The sequence below is a fragment of the Variovorax sp. J31P207 genome (assembly GCF_030316965.1).
GTDB classification, from domain to species: Bacteria; Pseudomonadota; Gammaproteobacteria; order Burkholderiales; family Burkholderiaceae_C; genus Variovorax; species Variovorax ginsengisoli_B.
Genome location: NZ_JASZYN010000019.1, coordinates 1 through 12,112, shown reverse-complemented (window position 1 = coordinate 12,112; position 12,112 = coordinate 1). Strand labels below are relative to the sequence as shown.

At 69.1% G+C, this 12,112-nt stretch carries 13 protein-coding genes; 3 read left to right on the top strand and 10 right to left on the bottom strand.

The window, feature by feature from the left end; all coding sequences use genetic code 11:
- Positions 1-49: 49 nt before the first annotated feature.
- Positions 50-1,081 (top strand): isocitrate/isopropylmalate dehydrogenase family protein, encoded by a 1,032-nt coding sequence (locus QTI68_RS36105; protein ID WP_286528969.1) that lies wholly within the window; start codon positions 50-52, stop codon positions 1,079-1,081.
- An 88-nt stretch (positions 1,082-1,169) separates the two neighbouring features.
- On the opposite strand, the gene QTI68_RS36100 is transcribed toward QTI68_RS36105, so the two are convergent.
- The 6 genes from QTI68_RS36100 to mltG form a co-directional block, all read right to left on the bottom strand.
- Entirely contained in the window at positions 1,170-1,832 is a 663-nt protein-coding gene (locus tag QTI68_RS36100) for an ankyrin repeat domain-containing protein (protein WP_286528967.1), read from the bottom strand.
- Positions 1,829-2,635, bottom strand: coding sequence for a TatD family hydrolase (locus tag QTI68_RS36095; protein WP_286528965.1), 807 nt, complete (start codon positions 2,633-2,635; stop codon positions 1,829-1,831). Before QTI68_RS36095 ends, QTI68_RS36100 begins: the two co-directional genes overlap by 4 nt.
- A 66-nt stretch (positions 2,636-2,701) precedes the next feature.
- Positions 2,702-3,076: a PilZ domain-containing protein gene (locus QTI68_RS36090; RefSeq protein ID WP_286528963.1), complete on the bottom strand. Its 375-nt coding sequence runs from the start codon at positions 3,074-3,076 to the stop codon at positions 2,702-2,704.
- A complete protein-coding gene (locus tag QTI68_RS36085) occupies positions 3,073-4,092 on the bottom strand; it encodes a DNA polymerase III delta subunit-related protein (RefSeq protein ID WP_286528961.1) in 1,020 nt (339 codons plus the stop codon). Before QTI68_RS36085 ends, QTI68_RS36090 begins: the two co-directional genes overlap by 4 nt.
- Positions 4,089-4,736, bottom strand: a complete 648-nt coding sequence (gene tmk / locus QTI68_RS36080; protein ID WP_286528959.1) for a dTMP kinase — start codon at positions 4,734-4,736, stop codon at positions 4,089-4,091. Before tmk ends, QTI68_RS36085 begins: the two co-directional genes overlap by 4 nt.
- A complete protein-coding gene (gene mltG / locus QTI68_RS36075; RefSeq protein ID WP_286528958.1) occupies positions 4,733-5,758 on the bottom strand; it encodes an endolytic transglycosylase MltG in 1,026 nt (341 codons plus the stop codon). The genes tmk and mltG overlap by 4 nt, the downstream gene beginning before the upstream one ends.
- 93 nt (positions 5,759-5,851) lie before the next feature.
- Between mltG and ygfZ the strand changes: the two genes are divergently transcribed.
- Positions 5,852-6,775, top strand: coding sequence for a CAF17-like 4Fe-4S cluster assembly/insertion protein YgfZ (gene ygfZ, locus QTI68_RS36070; RefSeq protein WP_286528956.1), 924 nt, complete (start codon positions 5,852-5,854; stop codon positions 6,773-6,775).
- A 1-nt stretch (position 6,776) separates the two neighbouring features.
- Positions 6,777-7,292 (top strand): DUF1697 domain-containing protein, encoded by a 516-nt coding sequence (locus QTI68_RS36065; protein WP_286528954.1) that lies wholly within the window; start codon positions 6,777-6,779, stop codon positions 7,290-7,292.
- A gap of 33 nt (positions 7,293-7,325) precedes the next feature.
- Here the strand turns inward: QTI68_RS36065 and QTI68_RS36060 are convergent, their stop codons facing one another.
- From QTI68_RS36060 to QTI68_RS36045, 4 genes are all read right to left on the bottom strand, one after another.
- On the bottom strand, positions 7,326-7,541 hold the full coding sequence (locus QTI68_RS36060; RefSeq protein WP_286528952.1) for a YbdD/YjiX family protein: 216 nt from the start codon (positions 7,539-7,541) through the stop codon (positions 7,326-7,328).
- Positions 7,538-9,595 (bottom strand): carbon starvation CstA family protein, encoded by a 2,058-nt coding sequence (locus tag QTI68_RS36055; protein ID WP_286528950.1) that lies wholly within the window; start codon positions 9,593-9,595, stop codon positions 7,538-7,540. Before QTI68_RS36055 ends, QTI68_RS36060 begins: the two co-directional genes overlap by 4 nt.
- A gap of 111 nt (positions 9,596-9,706) precedes the next feature.
- A complete protein-coding gene (locus QTI68_RS36050) occupies positions 9,707-10,342 on the bottom strand; it encodes a response regulator transcription factor (protein ID WP_286528948.1) in 636 nt (211 codons plus the stop codon).
- Positions 10,339-11,700, bottom strand: coding sequence for a cache domain-containing protein (locus tag QTI68_RS36045; RefSeq protein WP_286528946.1), 1,362 nt, complete (start codon positions 11,698-11,700; stop codon positions 10,339-10,341). The genes QTI68_RS36050 and QTI68_RS36045 overlap by 4 nt, the downstream gene beginning before the upstream one ends.
- Positions 11,701-12,112 lie beyond the last annotated feature (412 nt).

Below are 12,112 nucleotides of genomic sequence, written 5' to 3'. Positions count from 1 at the left end.
GTCCGGTCCTAGGCCCTCACTCACTTTTCACTTTTCGGGATCCACGCGAATGTCCACTCCCATCCCTGCCACCCTGATCCCCGGCGACGGCATCGGCCCCGAGATCGTGGATGCCACGCTCGCCGTCCTCGACGCCCTGGGCGCGCCTTTCGAATGGGATCGCCAGCTCGGCGGCCTGGCCGGCGTGCAAGCCGCCGGCGACCCATTGCCCGCCGCCACGCTGGCCAGCATCCGTCGAACGCGCCTGGCGCTCAAGGGGCCGCTGGAGACGCCATCCGGCGGCGGCTATCGGTCCTCGAACGTGCGCCTGCGCGAAGAGTTCGGGCTCTATGCCAACCTGCGGCCGGCGCGCACCCTGATTCCCGGCGGCCGCTTCGACGACATCGATCTCGTGGTGGTGCGCGAGAACCTGGAGGGCCTCTACATCGGGCACGAGCACTACGTGCCGATCGACGATGACCCGCATGCGGTCGCGATGGCCACCGGCATCAACACGCGCCAGGGCAGCCGGCGGCTGCTCGAGTTCGCCTTCGAGACCGCGATCGCGACCGGCCGCAAGAAGGTCACGATCGTGCACAAGGCCAACATCATGAAGGCCCTGACCGGCATCTTCCTGGAGACCGGACTCGAGCTCTACGAACGCAAGTACAAGGGCAAGTTCGAACTCGACACGGTCATCATCGACGCCTGTGCCATGAAGCTGGTGCTGAACCCGTGGCAGTTCGACGTGCTGGTGACGACCAATCTGTTCGGCGACATCCTGTCGGACCTGGTGGCCGGGCTGGTCGGCGGCCTGGGGATGGCGCCGGGCGCCAACATCGGCGCCGACGCGGCGATCTTCGAGGCGGTCCACGGGTCGGCGCCCGATATCGCGGGCAAGGGCATCGCCAATCCGACCGCGCTGATGCTTGCGGCCGCACTGATGCTCGACCACTGCAAGCTGCCGGAGCTGGCGGCCCGGCTGCGGCGCGCGATCGACGAGACGCTCAACATCGACAAGGTGCGCACCGGGGACCTCGGCGGCAGCGCGGGGACGGCGGCCTACGCCAAGGCGCTGGTCAGCCGGATTTCTGGCGGGTGAGCGCAAGGGGCCTTGGGCTCCTTGCTGTTGTTCGTTGATTTAACATAATCAACATTGTGTTATTTTTCGATGTATCCCTCGACGACCTTCACCACTTGCCGTCAGCCGGCCGCTTCGGCGCGGCGGCCGCGCCGAGCAGCCGGATGGCGTCCGGCCGCTTGCCGCGCTCGGCGAAGTCGGCGGCGGTCATGCCCTGTTCGTTCTTCATCGCGACATCGGCGCCTTCGTCGAGCAGCAACTGCACCGCGGCCGCCGAACCGTACATCGCGGCCATCATCAGCGGCGTGGTGCCGTTCGGCGACTGGGCATTGATGAAGGCATCCTTGTCGAGCAGCTGCTTCATGATCGCGACCTGGCCGCTGGTCGCCGCGTAGTGCAGCGGCGTCCAGCCCGGCTTGTTGATGTCGGCATCGCGGGCGATCAGCTTGGTCACCAGGTCCTGTTGGCCCTTGATGGCAGCCAGCATCAGCGGGCTCTCGTCCTTCGCGTTGCGGGCCTCGACATTGGTCTTCGGGAAGGCGATCAGCACGTCGATCACCTCCGGCGAGGGCTCGCGCATCGCGATCAGCAAGGCGGTCTGGCCCTTGTCGTCGCGCGTGTTGGGGTCGAAGCCCTTGGCCAGCAGGCGCTTCATGCCGCTGGCGTTGTCGGCCCGGGCGGCCCGGAAGAAATCATCGTAGTCGCTCGCGTGTGCGGCAAAAGATGCAGCAATTACAACGAGATAAATGAACTTTTTAAAGTAATTTGTCATGTCTTGGCCCCGCTGAACAGGGTCTCGAAATTGTCGCTGGTGGCCTTCGCGATCGCCTCGAGCGGCAATTGGCGCAACTGGGCGATCTGCTGCGCGACGAAGGGCACGTAGGACGGGTTGTTGGTCTTGCCGCGGTACGGGACCGGCGCCAGGTAGGGGCTGTCGGTCTCGATCAGCATCCGGTCGAGCGGCACGAAGGCCGCCACGTCGCGCAGGTCCTGCGCCTTCTTGAAGGTCAGGATGCCCGAGAACGAAATATAGAAGCCGAGGTCGAGCGCCGCGCGCGCCACCTCGGCGGTCTCGGTGAAGCAATGGAAGACGCCGCCAGCGGCCTGGCCGCCGCCGGTCTCGCCCTCCTCCCTCAGGATGGCCAGCGTGTCGGCCGAGGCCTCGCGGGTGTGGATGACCAGCGGTTTGCGGGTCTGCTGGGCGGCCCGGATATGGACCCGGAAGCGGTCGCGCTGCCATTCCATGTCGGCGATGCTGCGGCCGCCCTTGCGCTCTTCCATTTGGTAGTAGTCGAGTCCGGTCTCGCCGATGGCGATCACCTTGGGCAGCGCGGCACGCTGCACCAGGCCCTCGACCGTCGGCTCGAGGATGTCTTCGTTGTCGGGGTGGACGCCGACGCTGGCCCAGAAGTTGTCGTGCCGCTGGGCCAGCGCCTGGACCTCGGGGAATTCCTCCAGCGTGGTGCAGATGCAGAGCGCCCGGTCGACCTGGGCCGCCGCCATCGCGGCGCGGATCTGCGGCATCTGGTCCGCGAACTCGGGAAAGGTCAGGTGGCAGTGGGAGTCGGTGAACATCGCGGCAAACGTCGTCGGAACGGCGCGGCCGCCGCGGCAAGCGGCTGCGCGCCCTGGGAGCGGAATTCAGATGGTTTGGGTCGGGCGGTCGGAGGCCAGAGTGGCGCCCAAAGCCTCTTCGATGCGCGCCTTGAGCTGGCGCGACTTGTCGTCGGAAGGAAAACGGATGCCGACCCCGGGCGCCCGGTTGCCGGCGGCGCGGGCCGGCGTGATCCAGGCGACCTTGCCGGCGACCGGATAGCGCTGGGGGTCGTCGGGCAGGGTCAGCAGCACGTAGACGTCGTCGCCCAGCCGGTACTCGCGCGCGGTCGGGATGAAGATCCCGCCTTCGGCGAACAGCGGGATGTACGCCGCGTAGAGCGCGCCCTTTTCCTTGATCGCCAACTGGATGACGCTGGGCCGGACGGGCGCGGAGGGAGTGGGTGCGACAGGTGTGTTCATGGGCGGCGGCGTGCCGAGTTTAGGGTGGTTCGCGCCTCGCTCACAAGCGCTTCGAGCATCAGGCCCGCATTGAACGGGTGTTCTGCGGTTTTTGCCGCACTGGCGAGCGACCGCGACCAGCGCGCCAATGCAGCCCGCGGCGGCGCAGGCGGCAGGTCGGCGGGTTCGAAAAAGCGTGGCAGCGCGCCGCAATCGACCGCCATCAGGTCGTGGCAGAGCTTCTGCAGCGCACCGATGGCCTGGGCCGGCGCATGGTCGGACAGTGCGCCGACCTCGCCGCGCGACATCGCCTTGGGCAGCAGCGACCAGGCCTTGGGCGATTGGCCCTGGCTGGCCAGGCGCAGGGCGTCGCTGGGCCGGCCGCCGGCCGCGCGCAGCAGGCCGGACGCGTCGGCCGCGGGCACGCCCTGCCCGACCAGCCAGTCCTGCGCCTGGCCACTGTCGGGCCAAGGCAGCGTGAAGCCCAGGCAACGGCTGCGGATGGTGGGCAGCAGCTGCCAGGCGGCTTCGCTGGCGAGCACGAAGCGGACCTCGCCCACCGGCTCCTCGAGCGTCTTGAGCAAGGCGTTGGCCGTGATGTTGTTCATGCGCTCGGCCGGATAGACCAGCACCGCCTTGCCGCGGCCGCGGGCGCTGGTGCGCTGGGCGAAGCCGATGGCGTCGCGCATCGCCTCGACCCGGATCTCGCGGCTGGGCTTGCGCTTCTTGTCGTCGATGTCGGCCTGCGATTTTTCATCCAGCGGCCAGCCCAGCGCCTGCATCGCGACCTCGGGCATCAGCACGCAGAGGTCGGCGTGGGTGCGCACCTGGATCGCGTGGCAGCTCGGGCAATGGCCGCAGGCGCCTTGCGCCTTGGCCTCCTCGGGCTGCTCGCAGAGCCAGGCGGCCGCCAGCGCCAGCCCGAGCTCGTACTGGCCCAGGCCCGAGGGGCCCTGCAGCAGCCAGGCATGGCCGCGCTGGCGCAGCAGTTCGAACAGCGGCTGGCGCAGCCAGGGCGGCAGCGAATCGGCGGTCATGCGCTGGCTCCCGAATCGGCGGGAACCAGCCCGCGCTCGGCCAGCACGGCCTCGACCTGCTGCCAGACCTGCTCGCGCGAGCGGCTGGCGTCGATGCGGGCGAAGCGCGGGGCCGCCGCGGCGCGCGCGGCATAGCCGGCCGCCACCCGGCGAAAGAACTCGACCGGCTGCGATTCGAACTTGTCCGGCAGCCGGGCCCCGGCCAGGCGCTCGGCCGCGGTCTCGGGCGGCAGGTCGAACCACAGGGTGATGTCGGGCTGCAGCAAGGCCTGCGGCGCCGCCTGCACCCAGGCTTCGAGCGTCGACAGCACGGCCGGATCGAAACCGCGGCCGGCGCCCTGGTAGGCGAAGGTGGCGTCGGTGAAGCGGTCGCAGAGCACCACGTCGCCGCGCGCCAGCGCCGGATCGATCACCCGCACCACGTGATCGCGGCGGGCGGCGAAGACCAGCAGCGACTCGGTCAGCGGGTCCATCGGCTGTGCGAGGATCATCGTGCGCAGGCTCTCGGCCAGCGGCGTGCCGCCGGGCTCGCGGGTGCGCGTGACCGCGCGGCCCTGGGCCTTGAACAACGCCTCGAGCGCATCGATGTGGCTCGACTTGCCGGCGCCGTCGATGCCCTCGAGGGTCAGGAAAAGCCCTTTCATTGCCCGCTCCGCTGGTTGGGGTCGGTGTTGCCGCCGCGCTGGTAGCGGTTCACTGCCCGGTTGTGGTCGTCCAGCGAACTGCTGAACTGGCTGGTCCCGTCGCCTCGGGAAACGAAATAGAGCGATTTGCTTTGTGCCGGCTGCACCGCCGCCAGCAAAGCCGCCTTGCCGGGCATCGCAATCGGCGTCGGCGGCAGGCCGTTGCGGGTGTAGGTGTTCCACGGCGTGTCGGCCTGCAGATCGCGCTTGCGCAGGTTGCCGTCGAAACGCGTGCCGAGTCCGTAGATCACGGTCGGGTCGGTCTGCAAGGGCATGCCCAGGCGCAGGCGGTTGGTGAAGACGGCGGCGATCTCGGCCCGGTCCTGCGCCTTGCCTGTCTCCTTTTCGACAATGCTGGCCAGAATCAGCGCTTCATCGGGCGTTTTCAGGGGCAGGTCGGAGGCTCGGGCGGCCCAGGCGGCGTCCAGCTTCTTGTCCATGGCGCGCATCGCGCGCTGCAGCAGGGCGATATCGGTCGAGCCCTTGGAGTAGGTGTAGGTGTCGGGAAAGAAGCGCCCTTCGGGATGCACGCCAGGCCGTCCGACCAGCGCCATGATTTCCTCGTCGCTGCGCCCGGCGGTCTCGGGCTTGAGTTGCTCGGCCTTGGCCAGCGCCGCGCGCACCTGGCGGAAGTTCCAGCCTTCGACCAGCACCAGGCTGCGGGTGGCTTCCTCGCCGCGGACCAGGATGTTGAGCAGCAGGCGCGGCGTCACGCCGCGGTCGAGCTCGTAGCTGCCGGCGCGCATCTGGCGGTCCTGGCCGGAGAAGCGAAACCACAGGTAGAGCAATTGCGGCGGCACGTCGACGCCGGCATCGGCCACCGCCTGCGCGATGCCGCGCGGCGTGGTGCCGGGCTCGACCGACAGGTCGACGTTGGGGGCCGGCAGCTTGAGGGGCTGGTTGACCCACCAGAGCCCGGCGGCCCCGGCGCCGAGCACGATCAGGGCAGCCAGCAGGAAAAGTGTGAGGAAGAAGCGGCGCACGGGTTCCGGGAAGGGAGGCGGACGGATGACGGTAGCAAGAACGGCTAAGCCCTGCGGGCCGAACGGATGCGAGCCGGCCATGATAATTCAGCGATGACCTCTGTCGTTCCGAATGGCGTCACCGCCCTCTCCCACCTCGGCGTGATCCGTGCCGAGGGGCCCGATGCAGCGAGCTTCCTGCATGGCCAGTTGACCCAGGATTTCGTCTTGCTCGATGCTTCCGAGGCGCGGCTGGCGGCGCTGTGCACGGCCAAGGGCCGCGCGATCGCGAGCTTCGTCGGCATCCGGCCCGAACCCGATCGCATCCTGCTGGTCTGCAGCCGCGACATCCTGGCCGCGACGCTCAAGCGCCTGTCGATGTACGTGCTGCGGGCCAAGGCCAAGCTCAGCGACGCCAGCGCGGATTTCTCGCTTTACGGGTTGACCGGCACCGCGCTGGTAGCCAATGGGGTCGATGCCGGGGCGCTCCCGGGGCGAGCGAGCGTGGTCGGCGACGCGCACGTGGTGTCGCTCTACCCGTCCGACGGCGTGCCTCGCGCCCTGTGGATCGCACCGGCCGCCAGCCCCGCGCCCCAGGGTGCCGAACTCGATCCGGCGATCTGGGAATGGAGCGAGGTGCGCAGCGGCATCGTGACCCTGACCAGCCCCGTGGTCGAGGCCTTCGTGCCGCAGATGATCAACTACGAGTCGGTCGGCGGCGTGAACTTCAAGAAGGGCTGCTACCCGGGCCAGGAGATCGTGGCCCGGAGCCAGTTCCGCGGCACCCTGAAGCGCCGGACCTACCTGGTGCAGGCCGACGGCGAGGTCGCGGCCGGCCAGGAAGTCTTCGCCGTCAACGATCCGGCGCAGCCGGTCGGCACCGTGGCGCAGGCCGCGCCGGCGCCGGGTGGCGGCTGGGCGGCCTTGATCTCGATCCAGATCGCGGCGATCGATGCCGGCGGGCTGCATGCGCGGGCTGTCGACGGGCCGGCGCTGACGGTGGAGCCATTGCCCTACCCGCTGCTCGAAGACATCTGAAGTGCCGCGCTACGTCGCCTTTCTTCGTGGCGTCAGCCCGATGAACGCCAAGATGCCCGAACTCAAGCGTTGCTTCGAAAGCGGGGGCTTCACGGAGGTGAAGACGCTGCTGTCGAGCGGCAACGTGGCGTTCAATGCGCGTGCCGCGGCGCGGGCGACGCTCGAACGCAAGGCCGAGGCGGCCATGGAAGCGGCGCTCGGACGGCGCTTTCTCACCATCGTGCGTTCGTCCGACGCCCTGCGCGAGCTGCTGGCTGCCGACCCCTTTTCGGCGCACGAACTGCCGGCCGGCGCGAAGCGGGTCGTGACCTTCCTGCGTGAACCTCGAGAAACCCGGCTGGCGCTGCCGATCGAGTTCGAAGAAGCGCGGATCCTGGCGATGGACGAGATGCAGGTTTTCTCGGCCTATGTACCGGGGCCGCGCGGTCCGGTGTTCATGACGCTGATCGAGAAGACTTTCGGGACGGAATTGACGACTCGGACTTGGGAGACGGTGAGGAAGTGCGCGGTGGCTTGAGCCGGGCCGATGCAGGCGTCCGAGAGGACCCGCTCAGCAGCACCGCCCCTTCCCTCCCCCATACCGCGCCTCCAGCCGCTCCCTGAAAAACGCCTCGTAGCTCATCGCCTCCTGCCCCGGGTGCGTGCGCGCCATGTGGCTCAGGTAGGTGTCGTAGTCCGGCATGCCCACCATCAGCCGCAACGACTGCGCCAGCGAGCGGGTCAGGTAGCGCCCGGTCTCGGCCAGGCTGGCGCCGGAATTCCTCATGCCGCGGCCATCGGTTCGAACGGCGTCTCGCGCGCGGTCGGATGGTTGGCCCGGCGCGCGGCCAGGCAGGTGCGCACGCTGTAGACCAGCACGCTCAGCACCACGAAGATGAACAGCGCGCACAGGCCGGCATCCAGGCGGTCGTTGAAGACGATCCGCGCCATCGCCTCGGGCGTCTTCGCCGGGGCGATCAGCACGCCCTGCGCCAGGCCGTCGGCGTATTTCGCGGCGTGCGACAGGAAACCCACCTTCGGGTCGGCCGAGAAGATCTTCTGCCAGCCCGCGGTCAGCGTGCAGATCAGCAGCCAGGCCGCCGGCGCCGCCGCCACCCAGGCGTAGCGCTCGCGCTTCATGCGGAACAGCACGACCACGCCGAGCATCAGCGCCACCGCGGCCAGCATCTGGTTGGAGATGCCGAACAGCGGCCACAGCGTGTTGATGCCGCCCAGCGGATCGACCACGCCCTGGTACAGGAAATAGCCCCAGGCCGCGACGCAGAGGAAGGTCGCGATCAGGTTGGCCGGCAGCGAGTCGGTGCGCTTGAGGGCCGGCACGAAGCTGCCCAGCAAGTCTTGCAGCATGAAGCGCCCGGCCCGCGTGCCGGCGTCGACCGCGGTCAGGATGAACAGGGCCTCGAACAGGATCGCGAAGTGGTACCAGAAGGCCATCATGGCCTGGCCGCCGATCACCTGGTGCAGGATGTGCGCCATGCCGACGGCCAGGGTCGGGGCGCCGCCGGCGCGCCCGAGGATGGTGGTCTCGCCGACGTCCCTGGCGGTCTGCAGCAGCATCTCGGGGGTGACTGCGAAGCCCCAGCCCGAGATCGTCTGCGCCACCGCTTCGGGGGTGCTGCCGACCAGCGCGGCCGGGCTGTTCATCGCGAAGTACACGCCCGGGTCGATGCAGGCCGCGGCCACCAGCGCCATCACGGCGACGAAGGACTCGGCCAGCATGCCGCCGTAGCCGATGAAGCGCGCGTTCAGCTCGTTGTCGAGCATCTTCGGCGTCGTGCCCGAGGAGATCAGCGCATGGAAGCCCGACACCGCGCCGCAGGCGATGGTGATGAACAGGAACGGGAACAGGTTGCCCGACCAGACCGGGCCATTGCCTTGGGCGAACTGGGTCACGGCCGGCATCTGCAGGGTCGGCGCGACGAACACGATGCCGATCGCCAGCGCGATGATGGTGCCGATCTTCAGGAAGGTCGACAGGTAATCGCGCGGTGCCAGCAGCAGCCACACCGGCAGGCTGGCGGCGATGAAGCCGTAGCCGATCAGCATCCAGGTCAGGGCCTTGCCGTCGAAGGTGAACATCGGGCCCCAGACCGGACTCTGGCTCACGGCCTGGCCGCCGAAGATCGCCGCCATCAGCAGCACGAAGCCGATCACCGAGATCTCGCCGATGCGGCCCGGGCGGATGTAGCGCAAGTAGACGCCCATGAACAACGCCACCGGGATGGTCGCCGCCACCGTGAAGGTGCCCCAGGGCGATTCGGCCAGCGCCTTGACCACGATCAGCGCCAGCACCGCGAGGATGATGATCATGATCATGAAGGTGCCGAACAGCGCGATCATGCCGGGCACGGTGCCCATCTCTTGCTTGATCAGGTCGCCCAGCGAGCGGCCGTCGCGGCGGGTCGAGATGAACAGCACGATGAAGTCCTGCACTGCGCCTGCGAACACCACGCCGGCCAGGATCCACAGCAGGCCGGGCAGGTAGCCCATCTGCGCCGCGAGCACCGGGCCGACCAGCGGGCCGGCACCGGCGATGGCCGCGAAATGGTGGCCGAACAGCACGTTCTTGTCGGTCGGCACATAGTCCAGGCCGTCGTTGTGGCGGTGCGCCGGCGTCTTGCGGTTGCCGTCGAGCCCGAGCACGCGGGTGGCGATGAACAGGCTGTAGTAGCGGTAGGCGATCAGGTAGGTGCAGATCGCGGCGACCACGATCCAGAGCGCGTTGATGGCCTCCCCGCGCGAAAGGGCCACAGTGCCGAGCGCGAAGGCGCCGACCACGGCCACGACGAGCCACACCAGGTGGCGGCGGATGCTGTGCATTGGAATGTCTCCGGAAGATGAACCCCGGAAGTGTGGCTAGCCTGGCCCGCGGCGGCATCGGTTGCACTGCGCGAATCGGTCGCGTGGCATCACCTAAGGGATAACCCTGAATCAGCTGTTCTTGAATTCGCGCGCGTGCTCGACCGCGTACTTGATCAGCGCCGACTGGCCCTCGAGTCCGAGCCGCCGCTTGATGCTCTGGCGGTGGGCCTCGACCGTGCGCACGCTCAAACCCAGGTCGCGCGCGATCTGCTTGCTCGAGTCGCCACGGCCCAGCGCCGTCAGGATCTCGCTCTCGCGCGGCGTCAGCAGCGGCCGCGGCTGCTGGGTCGCGAACAGCCGGTGCGACACGGCCGAACTCAGGAAGGTTCCGCCGGCCGCCACCGCCTCGATCGCGGCGACGATCTCCGCCGCCGGCGCATCCTTGAGCACATAGCCGCGGGCGCCTGCCTGCAGCGCCTGCTGCACGTACTCCGGGTTGTCGTACATGCTGAGCATCAGCACCCGCACTTCAGGCTGACGATCTTGCAGGAGCGATGCCAGCTCGATGCCGCTCATCCCCTTCATGCCGACGTCGGCCAGCACCAGGTCCGGCCGCGCCTGGGCGATGCCTTCGAGCGCCTCGGCGGCGCTGCCGGCCTCGCCGACGATCTCGAGGGTCGGCAAGGGCCCGAGGCGCGCTCGCAGCCCGTCGCGCACCAGCGGATGGTCGTCGACCAGGAACAGCCGGATCACAGCGGGCGTCATGCGGTGTCTTCCCCGTCGACCGGCACCTCGGCCAGGATCGATGTGCCGTCCGCATCGGAGCGCACGCCGAGCGAGCCGCCGATGGCCGCCACCCGTTCGCGCATGTTGCGCAGGCCGATGCCGCGCTTCGGATCGAGTTCGAGCGCGGCGGGGTCGAAGCCGGTGCCGTCGTCGCCGATTTCCAGCTGAACCGCCCTGCCCTCGAAGGCCAGCACGATGCGCACCTGCCGCGCCCGCGCATGCTTGCGCACGTTGGTCAGCGCCTCCTGCGCGACGCGGAACAGCGCGGTCTTCACTTCCTGCGGCAGCTCGCGCGGGCGGCCCTGCACGGTGACCGACGCGGCGACGCCGCCCTCCTCGCCGAACTCCGCGCCCAGCCGCTCAAGTGCCGCGGGCAGCCCCAGCGTATCGAGCAGGGCCGGACGCAGCCGGTGCGAGATGCGGCGCACCTCCACCAGCGATTCATTGAGCCGCTGCAGCGCCTTGCCGAGCGCCGGAGGCACCTGCTCGCGCGCCCGTTCGAGCGCGTCGACCGCCGACTCGATCATCAGCTTGGCCGACACCAGCGTCTGGCTGGTGCCGTCGTGCAGCTCGCGCGCCAGGTGCGCCCGCTCGTCTTCCTGCGACTGCACGACCTGGCGCGCCAGCAGCCGCAGCCGGGCCTCGGCGATGCGGTGCTCGCTCAGGTTCAGCAGCAGCCCGGTGGCGCTGACCACGGCCAGGCAGAGCGCGGCGATGCCGGCGATCCAGAGCATGGTGGTCGTGACGTTGGTGTTCATCTGGCGGTCGAGCGTCTGCATCGCGGCCTCGATGTCGTCGAGGTAGAGCCCGGTGCCGACCATCCAGTTCCAGCGCGGCAGGGCCGTGACATAGCCGAGCTTGGGCGCCAGCTGCGCGCTCGAGGGCTTGCGCCACTGGTACTCGACATAGCCGCCGCCCTCGCGGGCGCGCGCGATCAGGTCCTGGATCGTGAGGCGGCCCTGCGAATCGCGCAGGTCCCACAGCGTCTGGCCGACCAGTTCGGGCTGGCGCGAATGCATCAGCGAACGGCCCTGCAGGTCGTAGACGAAGAAATAGCCGTCGCTGCCGTAGTCGAGCGCGGCCAGCCGGCGCAGCGCCTCGGCACGCGTCACCTCGTCGTCGAGGCCGGCGTCGTAGAGCGGCTTCACCGTGCTCACCGCGAGGTCGACGTAGCTGCGCAGTTCGTTGCGCCGCTGCGTCATATACGTCTGCTCGATCAGCGCCCGTTCACGCTGCGCCAGGTCGCGCTCCTGGTGACGCACCGCAAAGGCCACCAGCATCAGCGCGACCAGCAGCGGTGCGACGGCGAGCGCGACGATCTTGGTCCTCAGGTTCATGGGGCGGCAAGACTAACATTTGGCGGCATGGGCTCTGTTGAGGAGCCCGGCAAGCGGTGCGGGCCAGTCGACCCCACTGCGCCGGCCCTTCGGGCTTCCTTGCGGTGCTCGCTTCAGGCGGGGTCCACGCGAAACTCGCTTCGCTCAAACACGCGCGGCCCTGATCCGGCTGAAGCTGCGCTCCTCAGCGGCGCAGAGGGGATCGCCCGTCCCGCACCGCTTGCCGGGCTTGGGGGTGTGCAAGCAGTCCCGACGTCTCCAACGCCGATGCAACCCCGACGTGTCAACGGTGGCGGGCGGCATGCCCCGGGCCGGCCGTTGAGGCACCGCCGAGCAGCGCAGCGGTGCGCGGAAAAAGGGCCGCGCGTGTTTGAGCGAAGCGAGTTTGCGCGGACCCCGCGTACCGCGAGCA